This is a genomic window from Kocuria aegyptia (assembly GCF_039530085.1).
GTDB classification, from domain to species: Bacteria; Actinomycetota; Actinomycetes; order Actinomycetales; family Micrococcaceae; genus Kocuria; species Kocuria aegyptia.
The window spans coordinates 155,556-178,036 of the sequence record NZ_BAAAOA010000014.1 but is presented as its reverse complement, the minus strand read 5'-3'; the positions used below and the strand labels follow the sequence as shown (position 1 = coordinate 178,036).

General features: G+C 73.8%; 19 protein-coding genes. 9 read left to right on the top strand and 10 right to left on the bottom strand.

Annotated elements, in window-relative coordinates:
• The first annotated feature begins 132 nt into the window (after positions 1-132).
• Complete coding sequence (locus tag ABD220_RS06285; RefSeq protein ID WP_344120807.1) at positions 133-717, top strand: RNA polymerase sigma factor; 585 nt, start codon at positions 133-135, stop codon at positions 715-717.
• On the top strand, positions 714-1,355 hold the full coding sequence (locus ABD220_RS06280) for a methylated-DNA--[protein]-cysteine S-methyltransferase (RefSeq protein ID WP_344120805.1): 642 nt from the start codon (positions 714-716) through the stop codon (positions 1,353-1,355). Before ABD220_RS06285 ends, ABD220_RS06280 begins: the two co-directional genes overlap by 4 nt.
• Positions 1,356-1,410: 55 nt before the next feature.
• On the opposite strand, the gene ABD220_RS06275 is transcribed toward ABD220_RS06280, so the two are convergent.
• The 3 genes from ABD220_RS06275 to ABD220_RS06265 all read right to left on the bottom strand — a co-directional run bounded on the left by ABD220_RS06275 (position 1,411) and on the right by ABD220_RS06265 (position 4,346).
• Positions 1,411-2,868: an amidase gene (locus tag ABD220_RS06275; RefSeq protein ID WP_344120803.1), complete on the bottom strand. Its 1,458-nt coding sequence runs from the start codon at positions 2,866-2,868 to the stop codon at positions 1,411-1,413.
• Positions 2,865-4,100, bottom strand: a complete 1,236-nt coding sequence (locus tag ABD220_RS06270) for an amidohydrolase (protein ID WP_344120802.1) — start codon at positions 4,098-4,100, stop codon at positions 2,865-2,867. Before ABD220_RS06270 ends, ABD220_RS06275 begins: the two co-directional genes overlap by 4 nt.
• Before the next feature lie 96 nt (positions 4,101-4,196).
• Entirely contained in the window at positions 4,197-4,346 is a 150-nt protein-coding gene (locus tag ABD220_RS06265; protein ID WP_344120800.1) for a hypothetical protein, read from the bottom strand.
• Positions 4,347-4,417: 71 nt separating this feature from the next.
• Between ABD220_RS06265 and ABD220_RS06260 the strand changes: the two genes are divergently transcribed.
• Positions 4,418-6,202, top strand: a complete 1,785-nt coding sequence (locus ABD220_RS06260) for an N-acetylglutaminylglutamine amidotransferase (RefSeq protein ID WP_344120799.1) — start codon at positions 4,418-4,420, stop codon at positions 6,200-6,202.
• Positions 6,203-6,295: 93 nt separating this feature from the next.
• Here the strand turns inward: ABD220_RS06260 and ABD220_RS06255 are convergent, their stop codons facing one another.
• From ABD220_RS06255 to ABD220_RS06245, 3 genes are all read right to left on the bottom strand, one after another.
• Positions 6,296-8,854 carry an MMPL family transporter gene (locus ABD220_RS06255; protein ID WP_344120797.1) on the bottom strand — a complete coding sequence of 853 codons (2,559 nt, stop codon included), beginning with the start codon at positions 8,852-8,854 and terminating at the stop codon, positions 6,296-6,298.
• A 115-nt stretch (positions 8,855-8,969) separates the two neighbouring features.
• Positions 8,970-9,632 (bottom strand): TetR/AcrR family transcriptional regulator, encoded by a 663-nt coding sequence (locus ABD220_RS06250; RefSeq protein WP_344120796.1) that lies wholly within the window; start codon positions 9,630-9,632, stop codon positions 8,970-8,972.
• A 64-nt stretch (positions 9,633-9,696) separates the two neighbouring features.
• A complete protein-coding gene (locus ABD220_RS06245; RefSeq protein ID WP_344120794.1) occupies positions 9,697-10,407 on the bottom strand; it encodes an alpha/beta hydrolase in 711 nt (236 codons plus the stop codon).
• Positions 10,408-10,701: 294 nt separating this feature from the next.
• Here ABD220_RS06245 and ABD220_RS06240 point away from each other — a divergent pair, with 294 nt between their 5' ends.
• Together ABD220_RS06240 and ABD220_RS06235 are read left to right on the top strand one after the other, a co-directional pair.
• Complete coding sequence (locus ABD220_RS06240; protein ID WP_344120792.1) at positions 10,702-11,445, top strand: hypothetical protein; 744 nt, start codon at positions 10,702-10,704, stop codon at positions 11,443-11,445.
• Between the two features lie 69 nt (positions 11,446-11,514).
• Complete coding sequence (locus ABD220_RS06235; RefSeq protein ID WP_344120790.1) at positions 11,515-12,690, top strand: zinc-dependent alcohol dehydrogenase; 1,176 nt, start codon at positions 11,515-11,517, stop codon at positions 12,688-12,690.
• A gap of 201 nt (positions 12,691-12,891) precedes the next feature.
• On the opposite strand, the gene ABD220_RS06230 is transcribed toward ABD220_RS06235, so the two are convergent.
• Positions 12,892-14,175: a saccharopine dehydrogenase NADP-binding domain-containing protein gene (locus tag ABD220_RS06230; protein WP_344120788.1), complete on the bottom strand. Its 1,284-nt coding sequence runs from the start codon at positions 14,173-14,175 to the stop codon at positions 12,892-12,894.
• Positions 14,176-14,453: 278 nt separating this feature from the next.
• Between ABD220_RS06230 and ABD220_RS06225 the strand changes: the two genes are divergently transcribed.
• The gene (locus ABD220_RS06225) at positions 14,454-15,290 is read left to right on the top strand and encodes a tryptophan-rich sensory protein (RefSeq protein WP_344120786.1); all 837 of its coding nucleotides are present in this window, start codon (positions 14,454-14,456) and stop codon (positions 15,288-15,290) included.
• Positions 15,291-15,332: 42 nt separating this feature from the next.
• Here the strand turns inward: ABD220_RS06225 and ABD220_RS06220 are convergent, their stop codons facing one another.
• Positions 15,333-16,226, bottom strand: coding sequence for a fructosamine kinase family protein (locus ABD220_RS06220; RefSeq protein WP_344120785.1), 894 nt, complete (start codon positions 16,224-16,226; stop codon positions 15,333-15,335).
• Between the two features lie 157 nt (positions 16,227-16,383).
• A complete protein-coding gene (locus ABD220_RS06215) occupies positions 16,384-18,306 on the bottom strand; it encodes a glycoside hydrolase family 15 protein (RefSeq protein ID WP_344120784.1) in 1,923 nt (640 codons plus the stop codon).
• Positions 18,307-18,449: 143 nt separating this feature from the next.
• Here ABD220_RS06215 and ABD220_RS06210 point away from each other — a divergent pair, with 143 nt between their 5' ends.
• On the top strand, positions 18,450-19,805 hold the full coding sequence (locus tag ABD220_RS06210; protein WP_344120783.1) for a glucose-6-phosphate dehydrogenase: 1,356 nt from the start codon (positions 18,450-18,452) through the stop codon (positions 19,803-19,805).
• A 90-nt stretch (positions 19,806-19,895) separates the two neighbouring features.
• On the opposite strand, the gene ABD220_RS06205 is transcribed toward ABD220_RS06210, so the two are convergent.
• Positions 19,896-20,804 (bottom strand): PIG-L deacetylase family protein, encoded by a 909-nt coding sequence (locus ABD220_RS06205; RefSeq protein WP_344120782.1) that lies wholly within the window; start codon positions 20,802-20,804, stop codon positions 19,896-19,898.
• A 320-nt stretch (positions 20,805-21,124) separates the two neighbouring features.
• Between ABD220_RS06205 and ABD220_RS06200 the strand changes: the two genes are divergently transcribed.
• Together ABD220_RS06200 and ABD220_RS06195 are read left to right on the top strand one after the other, a co-directional pair.
• The gene (locus tag ABD220_RS06200) at positions 21,125-22,099 is read left to right on the top strand and encodes an SDR family oxidoreductase (protein WP_344120780.1); all 975 of its coding nucleotides are present in this window, start codon (positions 21,125-21,127) and stop codon (positions 22,097-22,099) included.
• Between the two features lie 133 nt (positions 22,100-22,232).
• Positions 22,233-22,454 (top strand): hypothetical protein, encoded by a 222-nt coding sequence (locus ABD220_RS06195; RefSeq protein WP_284563031.1) that lies wholly within the window; start codon positions 22,233-22,235, stop codon positions 22,452-22,454.
• Positions 22,455-22,481: the final 27 nt, after the last annotated feature.

Below are 22,481 nucleotides of genomic sequence, written 5' to 3'. Positions count from 1 at the left end.
GGCGCTGCCGTACGTCCTGCCCGGCGGCGTGCCGCCGGCCCGGTGGGCCACCAGCGGGACCGTTCCGGCAGGATGGGACAGATGTCTCCGCGCCGGTCTCACGTTCCGCCCGGTGCGTACGTCTACGGGGTGATGGAGACGAAAGAGCCTTTCGAGACGCTGGTGAGCCGGCACGGTCCCGTGGTGTGGCGGGTCTGCCGGGCCGTGCTGAGCACCTCCGCGGACGCCGAGGACGCGTGGTCGGAGACGTTCCTGGCCGCCCTGCGGGCGTACCCGGAGCTGCCGGCCACGGCCAACGTGCAGGCGTGGCTGGTGACCATCGCCCACCGCAAGGCGATCGACGTCGTGCGGGCGCGGTCCCGGGCGGCGGTTCCCGTGGCCTCGCTCCCGGAGCCACCGGCGCACCGGGACGTGCCGCACGAGCACGACTCCCCGCTGTGGAGGGCCGTGGCCGCGCTGCCGCCCAAGCAGCGGCACGCGGTGGCCTATCGCTATCTGGGCGGTCTGCCCTACCGGCAGATCGCCGGGCTGCTGGGCGGCACCCCGGAGGCCGCCCGCCGGGCCGCCGCCGACGGCGTGGCCACCCTCCGCAGGACCCTCACCACGACCGACACCACGACCGTCACCACGAGCACCTCCGCGACCATCTCCACGACCATCTCCACGACCACCTCCGGAGTCCTCGCGGAGACCGACCGGACAGGAGCGGACCAATGACCACGAACGTCCCCAGCTCACCCCTGCACTCGCCCCCGCCGTCGCCCCTGCGCGTGCTCCGCGCCGAGCCCGTGCCGGAGGCTCTGCTGCGAGGCCTGCACCAGCGCCTGGAGCACGGGGCCGCCGCGGCGGGGTTGCTCGACGTCGCGTACACCACGGTCGGCACCCCGGTGGGAGTGCTGCTGCTGGCCGCCACGGAGGAGGGCCTGGTGCGGGTGGCCTACGCCCGGGAGGACCACGAGGCCGTCCTGCAGGACCTGGCCCGCCGGGTCAGCCCGCGGGTGCTGCGCGCCCCGGCCCGCCTGGCATCGGCCGTGCGGCAGCTCGAGGAGTACTTCGCCGGGACCCGCACCCGCTTCGACCTCCCGCTGGACCGATCGCTCTCGCACGGGTTCCGGCGCCTGGTCCAGGAGCACCTGCCCGAGATCGGCTACGGCCGCACGGAGAGCTACGGCGCGGTGGCCCGGTCGGTCGGGCGCCCACAGGCCGTGCGGGCGGTGGGCACGGCCTGCGCCACCAACCCGCTGCCGGTGGTCGTCCCGTGCCACCGCGTGCTGCGCGGCGACGGCGGCCTCGGCGGGTACATCGGCGGCCCGGAGGCCAAGGCCGCGCTGCTCGAACTGGAGGCGGCAGCCTGAGGGCCTCGGACCCGTGCCCCGCAGATCAGGGGTGAACGCCTCAGCGGCCCCGGGATCAGAGGGCCGGCACGGCGTCCGCGTACCGGGTGGCGTGGTCGTAGGCGCGGGCCGTCCGCAGCAGCTCGACGTCGCACCCGTGCGCGGCGACGAGCTGCAGTCCCACCGGCAGACCGCCGGGGCCGAAGCCGCCCGGCACCGAGACCGCCGGGCACCCGGTGGCCGAGATGAGGCTCGCCGAGCGCATCCACTCGACATATGTCTGCATCGGCATACCCGCGACCGTGCGGGGCCAGCGCTCCTCGGATGGGAACGGCAGCACCTGGGAGGTGGGTGTCAGCAGCACGTCCCACCGGTCGAAGAAGACGCGCACCGCCTCGTGCAGGCGGGTGCGCGCCAGGGCGGCGTCCATGAGCTGCTCGGCGGTCAGCGCCAGTCCCTTCTCGACGTTCCACACGATCTCCGGCTTCACGAGCTCCCGGTGCTCCTGGACCACCGCGCGCAGGTTCACGGCCATGTCGAAGGCCCGCGTCACGTCGAACACCTCGTCGGCGTCGCGCAGGTCCGGGACGGCCTCCTCGACCACGGCGCCGAGCTCCTGGAACACCCGCACCTGGGCGGCCAGCACCTTGAGGATCTCCGGCTCCACCGGGACGCCGAGGCCGAAGTCGGCGCTCACCCCGACCCGGACCCCGGCGAGCGGGCGCGCCCCCGGGTCGGGCGGGTCCTCCGCCGCGAGGGCCCGGAAGCCCGTCCGCGGCGCCGGGCAGTCCAGCGGGATCCGCGGATCGGGGCCGGCCAGGACGGACATGGCGAGGACGAGGTCGTCCACGCCGCGGGCGAGCGGACCGGAGCGGCCCAGCCACGCCCAGGCGTCGCCGGCCGGCGCCGAGGGCACGACCCCGGCGGAGGGCCGGAAGCCGGCGATGTTGCAGAACGCGGCCGGGTTGCGCAGGGACCCGCCCATGTCGGAGCCGTCGCCCAGGGGCTGGATCCGGGACGCGATGGCCGCGGCCGCCCCGCCGCTGGATCCGCCCGCGCTGCGGTCGAGCGCCCAGGGATTGTTCGTGGTGCCGAAGACCTCGTTGAAGCTGTGGGAGCCCGCGGCGAACTCGGGCACGTTGTTCTTCCCGGTGCTGATCACCCCGGCCGCCGCGAACCGCGCCACGATCAGCTCGTCGTGCTCCGGGACGTGCTCGGCGAACACCGGGGAGCCGGAGGTGGTGCGGATCCCGGCGGTGGCGTGGGTGTCCTTGTGCGTCATCGGCACCCCGTGCAGGGGCGGCAGGTCGTCCGCGGGGGTGGCCGCAGTGAGCTCGTCGGCGCGGGCGGCGGCCTCGTACGCCTGCTCCCGGACCTGCGTGACCACGGCGTTCACGGCAGGGTTCACCGCGTCGATCCGCGCGAAGTGGGCATCGAGCACCTCCCGCGCGGAGACCGTGCGCGCCCGGACGGCCGCGGCGAGGTCCCGGGCGGAGAGCTCGAGCAGCTCCGCCGCCCCTGCGCCGCCCGTCATCGGGTGCCCACACGGGAGAGGATGGCGCTGACCGCGGCCGTGACCCCGGTGCTCAGCGTGGGCTCCAGGACGGGGGCGAAGAGCGGCGAGTGGTTGGTCGGCACCGGGGCGTCGCCGTCGACCACCTCGTCGGGCATCCCGCCGAAGAACCAGTAGACGCCGGGCACCCCGATGGCGCCGGGCAGGTGCCCGAAGTCCTCGCTGCCCATCTGCGCGGGGCGGTCGAGGACGTTCTCCGCGCCGATGGCCGCACCGAGCGCGGTGCGCAGGGAATCCGTCTCGACCGGGTCGTTGACCAGCAGCGGGAAGGTGTAGATCTCCTCGATCCTCGGTTCCGGGGCCCCGGAGGTGGCGGCCTCCCCACGGATGACCCGGCGGAGCGCGGCCAGCACCTGCTCCCGGACGGCGGCGTCCAGGTTGCGGACGTTGACGGTGAACTCCGCGACCGCCGGGATGATGTTCTCCTTGAGACCGGCGTGGAAGCTCGCGATGGTGATCACCGCCGCCTGCTGGGCGGGGATCTCGCGGGAGACGATGCTCTGGATCCGCACCACCATGTGGGCGGCGAGCACCACGGGGTCGATCGTGTCCTCGGGGCGGGACCCGTGGCCGCCCCGGCCGTGGACGGTGACCTTCCAACTGTCGGCCATCGCCATGGCCGGGCCGCTGGTGATCTCGACCTGGCCGGCGCGCCCGGGCCAGACGTGCTGGCCGTAGACGATCTCGGGGCGGGGCGCACGGTCCCACAGGCCGTCCTGCAGCATGGCCACGGCGCCTTCGGCGGTCTCCTCGCCCGGCTGGAACAGGAAGACCACGGTCCCGGCCCAGGCGTCGCGGGCACCGGCCAGCAGGGTGGCCGCCCCGACGGCGCTGGTGATGTGCGCGTCGTGCCCGCAGGCGTGCATGAGGGGGACCTCCGTCCCGTCGGGCAGCACTCCGCGGGCGGTCGAGGCGTAGTCCAGGCCGGTGTCCTCCGCCACGGGCAGGGCGTCGGTGTCCGCCCGGAAGCCGACCACCGGTCCCTCGCCGTTGCGCAGCACGGCCACCACGCCCGTGCCGCCGCAGACGAAGGTCTCGCAACCCAGCTCGTCCATCCTCGCCCGGATCAGCCCGGCGGTCGCGTGCTCCTGCATGGACAGCTCGGGGGCACCGTGCAAGCGGCGGTACAGGGTGTGCAGGTCCTCGCGCAGCTCGGCGGAGATCCCGGGCACTGTCCCGGATGAGGCGGTCATGGTGTCCTCTCGGAGGTCGTCGGGGATACGGGTCGGGGATACGGGTCGCGCGGCCCTGGGGCCGAGGGCGACGAACCGGTGCGTCGATCCACGACCCTACTGCTCGGCGCCGATGGCCGCCCGGGCCACGATCGCGGAGGGCAGCAGCTTGTTCATGATGCTCCCGATCATGAAGGCCCGCAGGGTTCGCTGAAGACCTGGCGCGTCCACCCCGGCAAGGAACCAGCCGACCCGAGCCCGTAGCATGGGAAGATGCTCTCGCGCCACGGAACTCCGGTCCCGACCAGCCCTGCGCCCCGGAGCGGGGGTGAGCGCTGATGTGCGGTGTCGCCGGTGAGGTCCGCTTCGACGGCGCCGCCGCGAACCCGGGCACGATCCACCGCATGACGTGCGCCCAGTCCGGCCGCGGCCCGGACGGGCAGGGCGCCTGGGCCCAGGGGCCGGTGGCCATGGGCCACTGCCGGCTGAAGATCGTCGACCTCAGCCCCTCGGGCGGGCAGCCCATGGTGGACTCCCGCCTGGGGCTGTCGATCGTGTTCAACGGCATGGTCTACAACTACCGGCAGCTGCGCGAGGAACTGCGCGGCATGGGCTACGAGTTCTTCTCCACCTCGGACACCGAGGTCGTCCTGAAGGCCTACCACCGCTGGGGTCGGGAGTGCGTCTACCACTTCCACGGCATGTTCGCCTTCGCGGTCACCGAGCACACGAGCGGGCGCACGGTCCTGGCCCGCGACCGGCTGGGCATCAAGCCCCTCTACGTCGACCACACGGGGGCGCGGCTGCGGTTCGCGTCCACGGTTCAGGCGCTGCTGGCGGCCGGGGACGTCGACACCTCGATCGACCGCACCGCCCTGTCCTACTACCTCACCTTCCACTCGGTGGTCCCGGCCCCGCGCACGATCCTCAAGGGCGTGCGGAAGCTGCCGCCGGCGACCGTGCGCACGGTCGAGCCCGACGGCTCGGCCTCGGACCACGAGTACTGGAACCCCCAGTTCACCCGCGACGAGGACCGCTCGGACTGGTCGGAGCAGGACTGGCAGGACGGGCTCGTGGAGAAGCTGCGCACCGCCGTGAAGCGGCGCATGGTGGCGGACGTCCCCGTGGGCGTGCTGCTGTCCGGCGGCATCGACTCGAGCCTCGTCGTCGCCCTGCTCGCGGAGAGCGGACAGGAGGACCTGCAGACGTTCAGCATCGGTTTCGAGTCCCGGGGCGAGGAGTCCGGGGACGAGTTCGAGTTCTCCTCCCTCGTGGCCCGCCGATTCGGCACCGACCACCACCAGATCGCGATCGACGACGCCCGCCTGGTCCCGGCGATCGACCGGACCGTGGCCGCGATGAGCGAGCCGATGATCAGCCACGACTGCGTGGCCTTCTACCTGCTCAGCGAGGAGGTCTCGAAGCACGTCAAGGTGGTGCAGTCCGGGCAGGGCGCCGACGAGGTGCTCGGCGGCTACCACTGGTACCCGCCGCTGGCCGGCGTCGCGCGCGACGACGCCCGCAAGACCTACTCCGAGTCGTTCTTCGACCGGCCGTGGTCCCGGCTCGCGAAGGTCCTCTCCCCCGGGTGGATGGCGACCCACGACGCGCCGACGGCGTTCATCGAGCGCCACTTCGGCCGCCCCGGTGCGGAGACCGCCGTGGACGCCGCCCTGCGCACCGACTCGACCGTGATGCTCGTGGACGACCCGGTGAAGCGCGTCGACAACATGACCATGTCCTGGGGCCTCGAGGCGCGGGTGCCGTTCCTGGACCACGAGCTCGTCGAGTTCGCCGGGCGCATCCCCCCGGAGCTCAAGCTCGCCGACGGCGGCAAGGGCGTGCTCAAGCGCGCGGCCCGTGGCATCGTCCCCGACGAGGTGATCGACCGGAAGAAGGGCTACTTCCCCGTCCCGGCGATCCGCACCCTCGAGGGCGGGACCCTGGACCGGGTCGAGGCCGCCCTGACCGACCCGGCGGCCGTGCGGCGCGGGCTCTACAACTCGGAGGTCGTGGAGAGCCTGCTGGCCGACCCGAACCAGCACCACACGCCGCTGCGCTCCAACGTGCTGTGGCAGCTGGGCCTGCTGGAGATGTGGTTGCAGGAGAACGGCATCTCCTGACGGCACGGCGCCGGGCCCACGACGCCGGCGCACCCCGCCACCCGCTGCGGGTGGCGGGGTGCGCCGGCGTCGCCCGGCGGTCCCGGCGCCGCGTCAGCCGCGGCGGCCGGCGCCGACCAGCTCGTGCTCGGCGTCCGGGCCCGGCGCGGCGTCACCCCAGCCGCTCGGACCGGCCGCGGCGGCCGGATCGGCCGGAACGGGGGTGCGGTGGCGGCGCAGGGAGTCGCCCTCGACGTCCACGTCGGGCAGGATCCGGTCGAGCCGGCGGGGCAGCCACCAGGCCTTGTCGCCGAGCAGGTGCATGGCGGCGGGGATCAGCATCATGCGCACCACGAAGGCGTCGACGAGCACGCCGAAGGCGAGGCCGAAGCCCAGGGGCCGGACCATCGCCATGTGGGAGAACATGAAGCCGGCGAACACGGAGATCATGATGATCGCCGCGGCGGTGACCACGGCCCGGCCGGCCCGGAGCCCCTCCTGCACGGCCGCCCGCGCCGAGCGGCCGTGCACGAACGCCTCGCGCATCCCGGAGACCAGGAACAGCTGGTAGTCCATGGCCAGGCCGAACAGCACGCCCACGAGGAGGGTGGGCAGGAAGCTGAGCACCGGTCCGGGCGCGTGCACCCCGAGCAGACCGCCCAGCCAGCCCCACTGGTAGATCGCCACCACCGCGCCGAACGCGGCGAAGAGGGAGAGCATGAACCCGGCGGTCGCCACGACCGGCACGAGGATCGAGCGGAAGACGAGCACCAGCAGCACCAGAGACAGGCCGATCACCACGGTCAGGTACAGCGGGAGCGCGTCGGCCAGCAGCTGGGAGACGTCGATGTTGCCGCCGGTCTGTCCGGTGACGCCGATGCGCACACCGTGCGCGTCCTCCAGGGCGGGGGACAGCGCTCGCAGGTCGTTGACGAGCTCCTCGGTGGACTCGGCGGCCGGTCCGTCCTCGGGCACGACCTGGAACGCGGCGGTCCGGTGGTCCTCCGAGAGCCCGGCCGGGACCACGGAGACGACGTCGTCGTTCGCCATGAGCTCCTCGCCCACGGTGAGCTGCAGCTCGGCGGCACGGGACTCGTCCGTGCCCTCCGGCAGGTCGGCGACCACGAGCAGCGGGCCGTTGGCGCCGGCGCCGAACTTCTCGTCGAGGACCTGGTAGGTGCGGTACTGCGTGGAGTCCTCCGGCTCCGAGGAGGCGTCCGGCAGGCCCAGGCGCATCGAGGCCGCCGGGAGCGCGACGACGACGAGCGCCAGCACGCCGGCCACGAGGGTCAGCACCGGGTGGCGGGTGGCCACCGCGGGGCGGGGCTCCCCCAGGTGGGCGGGCCGGCGGGCCGCGCGGACCCGGGCGCGGGCGGAGAGCAGCCGCCCGCCCACCAGGGACAGCAGCGCCGGGGTGAGGGTCACGGCGATCAGCACGGCCACGGCCACGCAGACCGCCGCCGCGGTGCCCATCAGCCCCAGGAACGGGATGCCGGTGACGTTGAGCGCGGCCAGGGCGATGATGACGGTCAGCCCGGCGAAGACCACCGCGTTGCCGGAGGTCCCGGTGGCCAGGCCGATGGACTCGTGCAGCTCCGTGCCGGCGAACAGCTGCTGGCGGTGCCGGTTGAGGATGAACAGCGAGTAGTCGATGCCCACGGCCAGTCCGAGCATGACGCCCAGCATCGGGGTCACCGACATCATGTCCAGGACCCCGGAGAAGGACAGCACGCCCAGGGCGCCGACGGACACACCGGTGAGCGCCATCAGGATGGGCAGGCCGGCGGCCACGAGGGTGCCGAGCATGATCAGCAGCACGATCCCGGCCATCACCACGCCGATGACCTCGGCGGGGCCGACGAGCTGGGAGATGTCCTGGGCGATCTCCAGGGAGTACTCGGCCTGCACGCCCTCGATCTCCGTGCTGTCCACGGCGGCCTGCAGGGACTCCTTCTCCTCGGCGGTGACCGCCTGCTGCTCGGCGGTGAAGGTCACCACGGCCATCGCGGTGGTCCCGTCCTCGGAGACCGTGCGGGTCCCCTCGGCCAGGGCCATCATCCGCTCGCCGCGGTCGAGCTGGGGCAGCCCCTCCGCGAGCTGCTCCCGGTTGCGCTCGAGCTCCGCGCGGCCGTCGTCGAGGGCCTCCTGCCGGTCGTCGAGCTCGTCCAGGACCCGGTCGGAGGCGTCGGTCCGCTCGGCCTGCTCACGGGCGGCGTCGAGCCTCTCCTGGTTCTCGTCGAGCTCCTCCTCGGCGGCGTCGAGCTGCGCGCGGCCGTCGGCCGCCTCCTCGCGCCCGTCCGCGAGCCGCTGCTCCTGCGCCGCGCGCTCGTCCTGCGCGGCGAACGGGTCCAGGACGCCCTCGACGCCCGGGGACTCCTCCGCCGCGGCGAGCGCCGCGCCGATCTGCTCCCGCTGGCCGACGCCGAAGGGTTCGCCGTCCTCCGTCCGGAACACGATCCGGCCGGTGCCGTGCCCGGCGTCGGGCAGCTCGGCCTGCAGGCGGTCGGCCAGTCGCTGGGTCTCGGTGCCGGGCACGGTGATCCCGTTGGTCAGCTGCCCGCCGAAGGCCGCGAAGGAGCCGCCGGCGAGGAGCAGGACCACCGCCCAGGCCGCGACCACGGCCCAGGCTCGGCGGGCGGCGAAGCGCCCGAGTCGGTACAGCAGATGTGCCATGTCTCTTCTCTGTCGGTCGTGTCGGGAACGTCCGGCCGGAGACGTCGTCCCAGGGACGTCGTGCCGGGGTCGTGTCTTGGGGCATGTCCTGCCCGGAGTGCGGGCCGCGCCGGGGTCAGTCCGCGAAGCCGTGGCGCAGGCGCTCCACGGCTTCGCGCAGCAGCCGGTGCCAGGTCGTGCGGCTGTCGGGGGTGTCCACCGCGCCGGTCTCCTCGGCCCACCGCTCGAAGGCGACCGCCAGGGCGTGGAGCAGCAGGCTCGCGAGCAGGTCCACGGTGAAGGAGGGCGCGCCGGGGACCCGGTCGGTGATCTCGGCGGCCAGCCGGGCGGTGAGGGTCTGGAACACCTCGTGCGCCCACATCGCCGTGATGGGGCTGTCCCCGCTCGCGCCCATGAGGTGGGCGATGTGGCACATGGCGGGGACCAGCTCGGTGCGCTCGATGACGTCGGCCAGCTGCTCGAGGACGGCACCGGGGCTCGGGTTCGTGGGCGGCGGGGTGGCTTCCACGACGTGCGCGAAGTTGTCGACGAACACCCCGAGCAGCTCGCTGAAGCGCGCGTAGACGGCGTCGTCCGCGGAGGCGAAGTGGTTGAAGATCGTGCGCCGGGAGACCCCGGCCCGCTCGGCGAGGTCGTGGACCGTGAAGCGGCCCAGTCCCCGCTCGGCGGCGAGTGCGGCCGCGGCGTCGATGATGGCGCGGCGGTTGTGGTACTTCACCGCCTCCCGCCGGTCCTCCGGGGGACGGTCCTGGGCCGGTTCGGCGGGCAGATGCGTCACAGCCCGTTACACTAAGTGCAATTGTGCACTCAGTGCAAAGTTGCACGGTGTGCAGTCGGTCACCTCAGGCCGCGCCCGGACCGGGAGCCCACCCCAGCGCGTCGGCCGCCTGCGCCACCATGTCCGGCGGCACGGCGTGGCCGCCGTCGAACTCGACGAACGTGACGTCGTAACCGTCCCGTTCCAGCGCGGGCACGATCCGCCGGCTGGTCCGGTCGATCGGGAGCACCTCGTCCGCGACCCCGTGCGAGACGAAGACCCGTGGCTCCCCCACCCGGCCGGCGGGCGGGACGTAGCCCGGGGAGAACGCCGCGATGCCGCCGAACAGGTCGCCGTTGGCGAGCCCCAGGCCCAGCGCGTACGAGGCGCCGTCGGAGAACCCTGCGACGGAGATCCGCCCGGGGTCGATCCGCACCAGTTCGAACGTCCGCCGCAGGGAGCGGTCGAGCACGGCGACGTCGGGCCCGTAGTCACCGCCGACCGCGTCCCAGGTCGAGCCGCGGGAGGCGGGGGCGAGAACGGCGAAGCCGTGCTCGCCGGCCGCGCGTCGCAGCAGGTCCAGCCCGCCCCGCGCGCTGCCGCCGGCCCCGTGCAGCGACACGACGAGCGGCACGGGCAGCTGCGCCTCGGGGGGCACGTAGAGCAGCGTGTCCCGCTCCTCCGCCACGCCGAGCTCGTGCTCGCCCGGCGTGGCGGGTTCGGGGGGAGCGGCCGCATCGGGACGGGCCAGCAGGGCGGCGCGGCCCCGTCCTGGGCTGTCTGCGCCCGGGTTCATCCGTGTCCTCGTCTCTGTGCAGGCGGAGACGGCTGCCGTCAGCCCCAGGGAAGCGGCCGCGGCGAGGAGCACCCGCCGTGTCGTCATGCAGGCGAGGCTACGCCTGACACCCCGTGCCGCACGAGGCCCCGCATCCGGTCCGCCGCTCGGCCACGGCGGCTCGGCCGGCCAGGGACCGGGCAGTGCACTGCACCCGTCGCCCACGGGCCCGCACGGGCGGCCGAGGCACCGCGGCCTTGGGCGCGTGGCCTACCGTGGGCCCAGGAGAAGGCCGGGGCGACGGAGGGAAGAACAGTGGCGAGGAGCGACGACGTCCGGCACGAGGGCCGGCGGCCGGCCGACGAGGCCGAGCAGCTCGGCCTGGCGGAGGGGCTCGCGCGCCGGCTCGACCGGCCGATGGGCGTGCTGGGCGTCCTGTTCCTGTTCGTGGTGCTGGGCCAGCTGCTCGCCGAGGACGCCGGGCTCGTGGCCGTCCTCAACGTGGTCGGCTGGCTCTTCTGGTCCGTGTTCGTCGGCGAGTTCCTGCTCCGGGCCTACGTCGCCCGGTTCTCCGCGCGGTTCTGGAAGCGCAACTGGTGGCAGGTGCTGTTCCTGCTGCTGCCCTTCCTGCGCTTCGTGCGGGCGCTGCAGGCCGCCCGGCTGCTCCGGCTCACCCGGCTGACGCGGGCGGGGAGCGTGCTCTCGGCCGGGGTGCGGGGCTCGCGCTCGGCGGGGAAGCTGCTGTCCAGCCGGATCGGCTGGCTCGCGGCGGTCACCGGCGTCGTCGTGCTGGTCTCGAGCCAGCTGCTGTACGTCCTCGGCCACTACGCGGGATACGGTCCGGCGCTCTCCGACGCGGCGATGTCCACCGTCACGGGCCGGGAGCTCGGGGCGCAGGGCGGCTTCCCCCGCGTGCTGGAGGTGGTACTGGCGCTCTACTCGGTGGCCGTCTTCGCGACCCTGGCCGGGTCGGTGGGGGCGTACTTCCTGCGGGGCGAGACCGCGGCAGGGGCTCCGGCCGAGGGCCCGCGCTATGCGGGCCCGGACACCGCCCAGTAGGCTGGGGCCGACCGAACAGATCAGCATGCTGTCCTTCCGGACCGGGGGACGCTCTGAGAAGGAGGATCGATGAAGGCTCTGACATGGCAGGGAAAGCGCTCGGTGAGCGTCGAGGAGGTCCCGGATCCGCGGATCCAGGAACCCACGGACGCGATCGTGCGAATCACCTCGAGCGGGATCTGCGGGTCGGACCTGCACCTGTACGAGGTGCTGGGCCCGTTCATGGACAAGGGCGACGTCGTCGGCCACGAGCCGATGGGCATCGTCGAGGAGGTCGGCCCGGACGTCACCCACATCAAGGCCGGGGACCGCGTGGTCGTCCCGTTCAACATCTCCTGCGGGCACTGCTTCATGTGCACCCAGGGGCTGCAGTCCCAGTGCGAGACCACCCAGGTCCGGGAGTACAACAGCGGGTGCGCCATCTACGGCTACTCCCGCATGTACGGTTCCGTGCCCGGTGGCCAGGCGGAGTACCTGCGGGTGCCGCACGCCGACTACGGGCCCGTCAAGGTCCCCGAGACCGGTGAGGACGAGCGGTACCTGTACCTGTCCGACGTGGTGCCCACCGCCTGGCAGGCCGTGAAGTACGCAGCTCCCCCGGAGGGCGGCTCCCTGGCCGTGCTGGGCCTGGGCCCGATCGGCCAGATGTCCGCCCGGATCGGCCGGCACCTGGGCTACCGCGTGCTCGCCGTGGACCCGGTCGCCGAGCGCCGGGCCATGGCCGAGCGCCACGGCATCGAGACGCTGGACTCCGCCGGCGACGTGGCCGAGCGGCTCAAGGACCTCACGGACGGCCGCGGCCCGGACGCCGTGGTGGACGCGGTCGGGATGGAGGCGCACGGCTCCCCGGTGGCAGGCATGGCGCACCAGGCGGTCGGGCTGCTGCCGTCCCCCTTGGCCCGCAAGGCCATGCAGACCGTCGGCACGGATCGTCTCGACGCCGTCTACACCGCCATCGACGCCGTCCGCCGCGGCGGCACGATCTCGCTCAGCGGCGTGTACGGCGGCACGAAGAGCCCGCTGCCGCTTCTCACGATGTTCGACAAGCAGGTCCAGCTGCGCATGGGCCAGTGCAACGTGAAGCGGTGGATCGACGAGCTCCTGCCGCTCGTGGACGACCCCTCGGACCCGCTGGGCGTGCTCGACCTGGCGACCCACCAGGTCCCGCTGGCGCAGGCGCCGGAGATGTACGAGAAGTTCCAGAAGAAGGAGGACGGCTGCATCAAGGTGGTGCTCAAGCCGTAGTCCGGCCCACCGCGGTCGTGCCGCCGGCCCCGTTCCTCGCGAGGGACGGGGCCGGCGCGTGCTCGGCCCCCGTCGCCCGGCCGGCCGTGCTCAGCTGGCCGTGCTCGGCCCCCGTCGCCCGACCGACCGGGCTCAGCGGGCCGTGCTCGGCCCACGCCGCTCGGCCGACCGGGCTCAGCCACGTCGCTCGGCCGACCGTGCTCAGCCGACCGTGATGTGCACCCGGGCCGGGCGCAGGGCCTCCAGGTCGCCGTCCAGGGCCAGGGCGGGCGTGCTCGAGCCGAGGGCGGCGTCGGGGACGCCGTGCACGGCCATGCGCAGGGCGAGCTCCGTGGTCAGCCACGGGGTGGTTCCGTAGCCGGGGTTGCCCTTCGCCTCCAGCACGGCGGGGAACTCGCTGCCCTCGTGAGTGGTGAACACGCCGCGGGTCGTCCACGACCAGCCGGTGAGCACGTCGCCCACCGGTCCCGTCCCGGCCTGGGGCAGCGCCCCCGCCAGGCCGTCGGCGAGCCGTGCGCGCACCGGATGCGGCAGGCCGGTGGCGAGACCGGCGAGCGACTGGAAGACGGCCACCGCCACGGCCGCGGCCCAGCCCTGCGCCCCTCGGAGCCCGCCCGCACGGCCGAAGTCCATGGCCTCGCGGAAGGCCACGGGGTGCGCGGCGGACCGCGGGACCGGGCTGAGGGCCTGGGTGCGGTGCACCACCGGCGGATTGATCGCCGCGAGCGGGCTCATGGCCGCGAGCACCCGGCCGCCGGCGGTCCGGGCGCGCAAGCGCAGCGGGCTGAACGTGCGGACGGCGTTGGGGTCCGCGGCGGTGCCGCTGCCCGGCAGCGGGTCCGGGAGGCGGGCGGCGACGTCCCCGATGCGGGCCGGATCGGGGTCCCGCAGCACCTCGACGAAGCTCTGCACGGTCCCGCCCGAGACGGATTCCGAGAACCCGGTCCCCGGCGGAGTGCGCGCGGAGGTCACGAGGTCCGCCGTGCGCAGGGTCTCGCCCCGGGCGGCGGCGTGCCGGCGGGCGGCGTCGACGAGGACGTCGGCGGGCAGGGCCTCGAAGCCCGCCGTGTGCACGAGCGCGACCCCGGCGGCCCGGGCGGCCCCGTGCAGGTCCCGGTCGGTCCGGTGCACGAGCTGGGACTCGCCCGTCACGTCGACGTAGTGGGTGCGCTCCGCGACGCACGCGGCGAGCACCGGGGGCGCCAGCCGCGTGTAGGGCCCGGCGAGATCGATCAGCACGTCGGCCCGGCGGACGAACGCCCGCAGCGAGTCGGGGTCGGCGATGTCGGCGTGCAGCACCTCGGGGACGGGGAGGTCCCGTTCGGCGCACAGGGCGCGCACGCGCCCGGGGTCCCGGACGCCGACGACGACGTCCGCTCCCGCCTCGGGCGCCCGCGCCAGCAGATGGGCCAGCGCCACGCGCCCGGTGATTCCGGTGGCGCCGAGGAGGCCCACGACGGGCCGGGGAGTGTGCTCGGGTTCCATCCGGCCACTCTAGGGGAACGGCCCGGGCGCAGTCCGGGAGCGGGCGTCTCCCGGCGGACGGCCGGGGCAGGCGCCCTCCGCGTGCCGCTCCGTCCCTGGTGGCGGTCAGCTCCGGGGCCTACCGTGGTGACCGAGGAGCCGTGCACGCCGGCCTGCGTCCCACGGCCCGTGGCTCCCCGGCCCGGCGATGTCCGACCCGCGACCTCCGGCTCATCGCTCCGGGCCCCTCACCCCAGGCCCGTGACTGCCGACCCGTGCCCCTCGAGAAAGGCCCCGCCGTGACCGTCTCCCCCACCAGCACCCGCCGCACCGAGTCGCGGCCCACCGCCGGGGACCGCGTCCGTCAGCTCGCGGTCACGGTCAGCGAGATCGCGTGCCTCCTGGGCACGCTCGTCGGGGTCGGGGTGTTCGGCACCCGGGTCGAGGAGTCGTCCGGCGGCAGCCTCTCCGCGGACGCCACCCTGCTCGCCCCGGCCGGCACGGCGTTCTCGATCTGGTCGGTGATCTATCTGGGCCTGTTCGCCTACACCGTCTGGCAGTGGCTGCCCTCGCGGGCGACGGACCCCCGGGCCCGCGCCACCGGCTGGCTCGCGGCGGCGTCCATGCTGCTCAACGCCGGGTGGCTGCTGGTCACGCAGCAGGGCTGGATCTGGGCCGGCGTCGGGGTCATCGTCGCCCTGGTCCTGGTCCTGGGCCTGCTGGTGGTGCGCCTGACGGAGTTCCCGGGCCGGCGCGGCCTGTTCGACCTGCTCGTGGTCGATGGCACCTTCGGCCTGTACCTGGGCTGGGTGTCCGTCGCGACGGCGGCCAACGTGGCAGCCGCCCTCGTGGACTCGGGCGTGCCGCAGGAGGGCCGGGGCGCCGAGTGGATCGGTGTCGTCGTCGTGCTCGCGCTCGCCGCGGTCGTCGCCGCGATCCAGCGGCGTGTCGGCGGACGCTGGGCCGTGGCCGCCGCCTCAGCGTGGGGGCTGTCCTGGATCGCGGCCGGCCGGGCCACGGACGAACCGCGGTCCATGCTCCTGGCCGGGGGCGCGGCCGCGGCGGCGCTCCTGGTGGTGCTGGCCACGGCGTCCATCCGCCGGCGCGCCGGCGGATCGGTGGACGAGCAGCGCTGAGGGTCTGCCCCCAGTCCGCGCCGCCGGCCCCCCGGCGACCGGTCAGCCGCGCAGCCGCAGGAGCGCCCGCACGGCCGCGTCCCCGTAGCCGCCGCCGAAGCGGACGGCGTGCACCAGCAGCGGCGGCAGCTGGTACCACGGCACCCGCTCCTGCCAGCCGGGCGCGAGCGGGTGCTCGGCGTCGTAGGCGGCCAGGCAGTCCGCACCGAAGCCGCCGAACAGCAGCATCATCGCGATGTCGACCTCGCGGTGCCCCCAGTACGCCGAAGGGTCGATCAGCCAGTTCCGCCCGCGGACGTCCACGAGCCGGTTGCCGGCCCACAGGTCGCCGTGCACCAGCGTGGGCGGCTCCTGCGGCCCGGCGAGCTCCTCGGCCCGCGGGGCGAGCTCCTCGAGCAGGTCCTCGGCGTGCGCCGCGATCCGGCCGGACCGGACCGCGTCCCGCAGCAGCGGGCGGATCCGCCGGTCGAGCAGGAACGCCGCCCAGTCCTGGGTCGGGGACAGGTCCACCTCGAAGGACCCGATCCTGCCGGGCAGATCCGGGTCGAGTCCCCCGAAGGCCGTCCCCCGCGCACGGTGCAGAGCCGCGAGCCCGCGCCCGCACTGCTCCTCGGTGCCGGGCGGACGCCGGTCCGGAGCCTCCTCGATCCACTCCTGGACGATGCCGCGCTCGGTCCACCGCACGACCTCCGGCACCCCGAGGAACTCCGGCACGTGCTCCCGGAGGGCGTGCAGACCGGCGACCTCCACGGCCATCATCCCGGCGGGCGGATCCGCCATGGTCTTCGCGAACAGGGTTCCCCGCGCCGTCTCCAGGCGGAAGGCCGATGCGGTGTCGCCGCCGCCGAGAGGGGTGGCTCTCACCACCCCGAGGCCGTCGACGAGGTCGTCGGTGAGGTCGTGCGGCAGCTCCGCCGCGCGGTCGAAGGTGCTCATGCCGCCCGTTCTCCCCGATCCGTCCTGCTCCGTGCCGGCTTCCGCGCCGGGGCCCTCCCGATGCCCGGCCGTCGTCCTGCCCTGGTGGAGGCGCCGTCCTGCCCAGGGGCTGCCGCCGCCCGTTGGTCATCCTGCCGTCGTCGCGCCGTTGTTCCGCCTACGTCCGGAGCCGCTCGGTGAGGGCCACGCCGGACCGTGCCCGCACCACGGCGTCGACGGCGCGGATGAACCCGAGATGGCTGAACGCCTGGGGGAAGTTCCCGGCGAGCCGCCCGCTCTCGGGATCGTACTCCTCGGCGTAGAGGCCGAGGTCGTTGGCGTAGCCCGCGAGCTGCTCCAGGAGCTCGCCGGCATCGTCCACCCGGCCGCTGCGCGCGTACTGCTCCACGAGCCAGAACGTGCAGATCAGGAACGGGTACTCGTCGCCCTCCAGCCCGTCCATCCCGGACGCCGTGCGGTAGCGGTGCAGCAGGCGCGTGGGCCCCTGCAGGTCCGCCTCGATCCGCGCCACCGTCCCCAGCATCCGAGGGTCGTCGTAGTCGATGAAGCCCGCGTGCGGCAGCTGCAGCAGGGAGGCATCCACCTCGGTGTTGCCGTAGGTCTGGGTGAACGTGTTCAGCTCCTCGTCGAAACCGTGCTCCATGATCTCGGCGCACAGCTGGTCCCGCAGCTCCCGCCACCGCTCCACGGGGCCGCTGAGCCCGTGCTGCTCGACGGCGCGGACGCCCTGGTCGAAAGCTGCCCACATCATGGCCCGACCGTGCACGAAGTGGGCGGGCTCACCGCGCATCTCCCAGATCCCGTGGTCCTTCCGGCCGAAGTTGTGCTCGCAGAAGCGCAGCAGGTTCTTCTGCAGGCCCCACGAGTGGTGGTCCTCCTCCACACCGGCGTCCCGGAGGGCTGCGAGGGCGAGCATCACCTCGCCGGCCACGTCCGCCTGGTACTGGTCCACCGCGCCGTTGCCGATCCTGACGGGCCGTGAGCCCTCGTACCCGGAGAGGTGGGACAGCTCGCGCTCCGGAAGGTGCCGCTCCCCGCCCACCCCGTACATGATCTTCATGTCGCGCCAGTCCGCCGCGACGGCCCGCAGGAGCCAGTTGCGCCAGGTCAGCGCACCGTCGGTGAAGTCGTGGGCGACGAGCACCTCGATGGTCAGGGCGGCGTCCCGGAGCCAGGTGTAGCGGTAGTCCCAGTTGCGCGACCCCCCGAACTCCTCCGGCAACGAGGTGGTGGGAGCCGCCACGATGCCCCCTGTGCCGTTGTGGGTGAGCGCCCGCAGGACCAGCAGCGAGCGAAGGACCGCCTGCTCCTGGCGCTTGTGGGTGCTCACGTGGGAGGACCAGTCGGTCCAGAAGGACACCGCCCGGTCGAGGGCGTCGGCGGGGTCCACGGGCGTGGGCAGGTCGTGGTGGGACTCGTGCCAGGTCAGCACCCAGTCCAGGGACTCCCCCGCCGTGAGCCGGAAGCGTCCTTCGAGCCGGTCGGCGACAGCGCCCTCGTAGTCGTCGGGGTTGCCGGCCTCGTCCTCGTCGGCGGACGCGTCCTCCCGCGCCGCGGGCTCCGGCGCCCGCAGCATGGGCCCGGTCAGCAGCAGCGCGTCGGGACCGGCGATCGACAGGAGAGCGCACTCGACGCCGTCCCCGGAGCTGTCCAGCCGACGGGTCCACGGCGCGGCCCGGTTGTAGTCGAAACGGATCCGCAGGTCGTGCTCCACCTCGACCTCCCCGGACACGCACTCCACGCGCCGGACGAGGTCCGCGTGGTCGCCCGGTTCCTCGCCCGGCGGCAGGAAATCGGTCACCACCACCGTGCCGGTGGGCGTGCGCCAGGTGGTCTCGAGCACGAAGGTGCGGGGCAGGTAGCGGCGCGCCGTGACCTCGCCGTCGACGGCGGCGAGCTTCCAGCGCCCGTCCTCGGGCGTGCCGAGCATGGCCGCGAAGACCGACGGCGAGTCGAAGCGGGGGAAGCAGAGCCAGTCGACGCTGCCGTCCCGGGACACGAGCGGACCGGTGCGCAGGTCGGACAGGAGGGCGTAGTCCTCCAGGGGGGTGGACGGGGGCCGGGTCGCGTCGTCGCTCATCCACCCATTCAACCAGCCGCGGCCGGGCGTCCGGTCTGCGCAGGGCTGCCGTCGGCGTCGTCACGGTCGCGGCCGCCGTCGCGGACCGTCCGCGGGAGGGGCGCGGACGGCGTGCTCCTCAGGGGCCGGGGTACCGTGCTGGCATGACGAACATCAGGACCCTGATCATCCTGGGCGCCACCGGCGACCTCACGTCCCGCCTGCTCCTGCCGGGCCTGGGCACGCTGCTGAGCTCGGCCCCGGATCTGCGCATCGACGTGGTCGGCTCCTCGCGCGAGCCCGCGGAGGGCTGGGCGCAGGTCGTGGCGGAGGCCTTCGACTCCGTCGGCGCGAGCGGACCCGCCGCCGCGCACACGCGGGAGACCGCTCGCTACCTGGCGGGCGACGTCACCGACGCCGGGGACCTCGAGCGCCTTCTCGACGACGTCGAGGGCCCGGTCTGCCTGTACTTCGCACTGCCTCCCGCGGTCACCGCGCGGGCGTGCGAGGCCATGGCCGGGCTCGACCTGCCGGAGGACCTGGTGCTGGCGCTCGAGAAGCCGATCGGCTCCGACCTCGGGACCGCCCGGGAGCTGAACCGGCTCGTGGGCAGGCTCGTCCCCGAGGAGCGGACCTTCCGGGTGGACCATTTCCTGGGCATGCCGGCGGTGCTCAACTTCGTGGGGCTGCGCTTCGCCAACCGGCTGCTGGAGCCGCTCATGAGCCGGGAGCACGTGGAGTCCGTGGAGATCGTCTTCGACGAGACCCTGGGCCTGGAGGGGCGCGCAGGGTTCTACGACGCCGCGGGGGCGCTGCGGGACATGATCCAGTCCCATCTGCTGCAGGTCATGGCCCTCGTGATGATGGAACCGCCCTCCTCCTTCGACCAGGTGGAGATCCCCACCCTGACCAGCCACGTCCTGCGGGCGGCGAAGCCATGGCAGGGCGACCCCGCGCTGGCCGCGGTCCGCGGCCGGTACACCGCCGGCGACGTGGACGGCCGGGAGCTGCCCGACTACACGGCCGAGGACGGCGTGGACCCGGGGCGCGGGACCGAGACGTTCGCCCAGGTGGTCCTCGAGGTCGACACGTGGCGCTGGAACGGTGTGCCGGTCACCCTGCGCTCGGGCAAGGCGATCGGCAACCCCCGCCAGGAGATCGCGATCACGTTCCGCCGCCCGCCGCACGACTACGAGCAGCTGCCGCGCTCGGGGGACGTGGCCCCGAACGTCCTGCGCATGGGCCTCGAGGAGGAGCAGCTGAGCCTGGAGCTGAACGTGGGCGGGCCCTTCGACTCCCGCGGCATGACCCGCGTGACGCTCTCGTCCGGGATGGCCCGGCCGGGCCTGACCGCCTACGGCAGCGTGCTGAGGGGCGTCCTCGAGGGCGACCACACCTTCAGCGTCCGCGGGGACGCGGCGGAGCAGGGATGGCGCATCGTCGACGAGGTGCTGGCCGCCTTCGAGGACGGCCGGGTCCCGCTGCTCGAGTACCCGGCCGGCAGCTCCGGACCCGTCTGAGGGGCGCGCCGTCGGGGCCGTCGCCGCGCTCCCCGTCCGGTCGCGCCGGGGTGCCGGGTCGTCCGCGGGGACGCCCCTGCACCCCGGCGCTCAGAGGTCGCCGATCGCGGAGCCGAGCAGGCGGACCGGCTCGAAGGCCTCCGCGTTGGTGTTCTTGGCCTGCGCCCCGCGGAAGGCGGCCATGCCACGGACCCGCCCCGGGGTCATGTAGGGCTTGCCGGCCTGGTCCCGGTGGGAGAGCACGGCCTCGACCTTGACGTCCACGTAACCGTCGATGTCCACGAACACCGAGGGGTCGAAGTCGCGGGTCACCGACGGGGACTCGAAGCACAGGATCGAGTGGTGGGCCCTGGCCGCGCGCAGGGTGGCCTGGTGCACGGCGTAGTGGTCCTGGTGCTGGTCGTGGGCGGAGTGGGTGAAGATCACGTCCGGCTCGAACTCCCGGATCGCGGCCTCGATGGCCCGGACCATGTCGTTGCTGACCGTCTCCAGCTTCGTGTCCGGGAAGTCGTGCACCCGCAGCCCATTGAGGCCCAGGAACGAGGCACCGCGCTGAGCCTCGGCCGGGCGCAGCCCGGCGTTGCCGCCGACCTCCCCGGAGCTCATCACCAGGCCGCGGACCTCGTGGCCGGTGTCGACCAGCTTGGCCAGGGTCGCCCCGCAGGCGAGCTCGAGGTCGTCCGGGTGCGCCCCCACGGCCAGCACCCTCCGCCGCTCGACCACGGTGGTGGCGGGGATCCGCCGCTCGGCGATGACGAAGCCGAAGACCCCGGTGGCCACCAGGGTGGCCACCGCGATCGCGTCGCAGACGAGGGTCACGGGCATGACCGTGGCGCACCACAGGTTGAGCACCAGCAGCACCGCGTAGACGGCGACGATGGCCTGGCGCAGCGTCCTGGCCCCGGCGATGAAGCGCTTGTGCCGCGTGTAGGCGGCGTTCGACAGGACGTAGACGAGGACGACGGTGCTCAGCAGAGCACCCACGACGGATGGCAGCATGTTTCCCCCCAGGAATGATCGGCCCGGCCCGGAGGCTCCTTCGCCCCGGGCGAGGACGCCACCGGCCCCCCGACCGGTTCGACGTCCGCCCCGGCCGCGGTGGTCACCACCGGGTCGGGTATGGATCAGTTTGCATGAGAGAACAACTTTTTGCATCTGTTAATGGGGCTTCGGGTGACCCCACATGCGCCCACACCGGCACGGTCATCTCCCCGCACGGAAGCACCGACCCCTGGTCCCGCCCCGCCTGCGAGTGGTTGACTGGGCGCCGTGGGCACCTGCTCTCAGGTGGCCGTGGCACCGTCGGAAGAGGGAGCAGCATGCGCAAGCCGGAGTCCGTCGTCGTCATCACCGGAGCGTCCAGCGGCATCGGCCGGGCGAGTGCCCTCCGCTTCGCCGGACGGGACACGAGCCTGGTCCTCGCGGCCCGCCGGGCCGAAGCCCTCGAGACGGTGGCCGAGGAGTGCCGCCGGCGGGGCGCCCGCGCCGTCGCCGTGCCGACCGACGTGACCGACCCCGAGGCCGTCCAGGAACTGGCCCGGCGGGCGGTGGAGGAGTTCGGCCGCATCGACGTGTGGGTCAACAATGCCGCCGTGGGCTTCTTCTCACCCTTCCTGGACGTGCCGCTCGAGGACTTCCGGCGGGTCCTGGACGTCAACGTGATGGGCTATGTCCACGGCGCCCGCGCGGCCCTGCCCGTGATGCGCCGCCAGGGCCGCGGAGTGCTCGTGAACGTGTCCTCGGTCGTGGCCGAGATCGCCCAGCCCTACACCTCGGCCTATTCGATGTCGAAGGCCGCCGTCCGCGCCCTGGGAGTCAGCCTGCGCGCCGAGCTGAGCCTGGACGGGCTCGACGACGTGAACGTGTGCACGGTGCTCCCCGCGAGCATCGACACGCCCTTCTTCCGCCACGCCGCCAACTACACCGGCCGCGCCGTCGAGCCGATGGTGCCCGTGTCCGATCCCCGGGCGGTGGCCCGCGCGGTCGTCTCGGTCGCGCGGCGGCCCCGCCGAGAGGTGGCCGTGGGAGCCATGAGCCGCTCGATGGTGCTGGAGCACCGGCTGGCCCCGGGGCTGATGGAGGCGATGATGGCCCGGCAGGTGGACGCCTCCCACCTCTCGGAGGAGCACACCGCGGCGGACACGGCCGGAAATCTGCACCGGCCCTCGCCGGATCCCGAGACCGCGGCGGTCTCCGGAGGATGGGCGGGTCGCCGCAGGACGGCGCAGCGGCGGATCTTGGCAGCCGGCCTGCTGGTGGCCGGCCCCCTGGTGGTCCGGCGCCTGCTGCGCTGAGCGCCCGGTTCCCGCTCTCAGCGGACTTTATAGTCAGCCTGCTTTCGTATTGCCGCGTTTCGTGTGAGACTGGGCGGACACCGCTCGAGGAGCTCACCGTTCACGGTGACCACCACAGGAAAGAGGTACATCCATGATCAGCACGATCCAGAACCTTGGTGTCCGCAGCGAGCACGCCTACGCGGCGGGCTTCGCCTCCATCGGCCTGTCCGTCCTCTCCTGGGCGGTCAGCCTCGGCAAGAGCAAGTCCAAGCCCCAGGCCGACCGCTGGGGTCTGTTCGTGGGCGAGTGGACCCCCACCTTCTTCGCGATCGGCGTGGCGCTGAAGCTCGAGGAGACCTCCTCCAAGAAGTAGGTCCTCCGGACAGCGCGTCCCTCGGAC

Excerpts from the sequence above, each read along its gene's own strand:
- ABD220_RS06220 (WP_344120785.1), bottom strand. The coding sequence starts at position 16,226 with ATGAGCACCTTCGACCGCGCGGCGGAGCTGCCGCACGACCTCACCGAC.
- ABD220_RS06280 (WP_344120805.1), top strand. The coding sequence starts at position 714 with ATGACCACGAACGTCCCCAGCTCACCCCTGCACTCGCCCCCGCCGTCG.
- ABD220_RS06205 (WP_344120782.1), bottom strand. The coding sequence starts at position 20,804 with ATGCTGCCATCCGTCGTGGGTGCTCTGCTGAGCACCGTCGTCCTCGTC.
- ABD220_RS06195 (WP_284563031.1), top strand. The coding sequence starts at position 22,233 with ATGATCAGCACGATCCAGAACCTTGGTGTCCGCAGCGAGCACGCCTAC.
- ABD220_RS06200 (WP_344120780.1), top strand. The coding sequence starts at position 21,125 with ATGCGCAAGCCGGAGTCCGTCGTCGTCATCACCGGAGCGTCCAGCGGC.
- ABD220_RS06265 (WP_344120800.1), bottom strand. The coding sequence starts at position 4,346 with ATGCTACGGGCTCGGGTCGGCTGGTTCCTTGCCGGGGTGGACGCGCCA.
- ABD220_RS06215 (WP_344120784.1), bottom strand. The coding sequence starts at position 18,306 with ATGAGCGACGACGCGACCCGGCCCCCGTCCACCCCCCTGGAGGACTAC.
- ABD220_RS06260 (WP_344120799.1), top strand. The coding sequence starts at position 4,418 with ATGTGCGGTGTCGCCGGTGAGGTCCGCTTCGACGGCGCCGCCGCGAAC.
- ABD220_RS06285 (WP_344120807.1), top strand. The coding sequence starts at position 133 with ATGGAGACGAAAGAGCCTTTCGAGACGCTGGTGAGCCGGCACGGTCCC.
- ABD220_RS06235 (WP_344120790.1), top strand. The coding sequence starts at position 11,515 with ATGAAGGCTCTGACATGGCAGGGAAAGCGCTCGGTGAGCGTCGAGGAG.
- ABD220_RS06270 (WP_344120802.1), bottom strand. The coding sequence starts at position 4,100 with ATGACCGCCTCATCCGGGACAGTGCCCGGGATCTCCGCCGAGCTGCGC.
- ABD220_RS06230 (WP_344120788.1), bottom strand. The coding sequence starts at position 14,175 with ATGGAACCCGAGCACACTCCCCGGCCCGTCGTGGGCCTCCTCGGCGCC.
- ABD220_RS06210 (WP_344120783.1), top strand. The coding sequence starts at position 18,450 with ATGACGAACATCAGGACCCTGATCATCCTGGGCGCCACCGGCGACCTC.
- ABD220_RS06255 (WP_344120797.1), bottom strand. The coding sequence starts at position 8,854 with ATGGCACATCTGCTGTACCGACTCGGGCGCTTCGCCGCCCGCCGAGCC.
- ABD220_RS06275 (WP_344120803.1), bottom strand. The coding sequence starts at position 2,868 with ATGACGGGCGGCGCAGGGGCGGCGGAGCTGCTCGAGCTCTCCGCCCGG.
- ABD220_RS06245 (WP_344120794.1), bottom strand. The coding sequence starts at position 10,407 with ATGAACCCGGGCGCAGACAGCCCAGGACGGGGCCGCGCCGCCCTGCTG.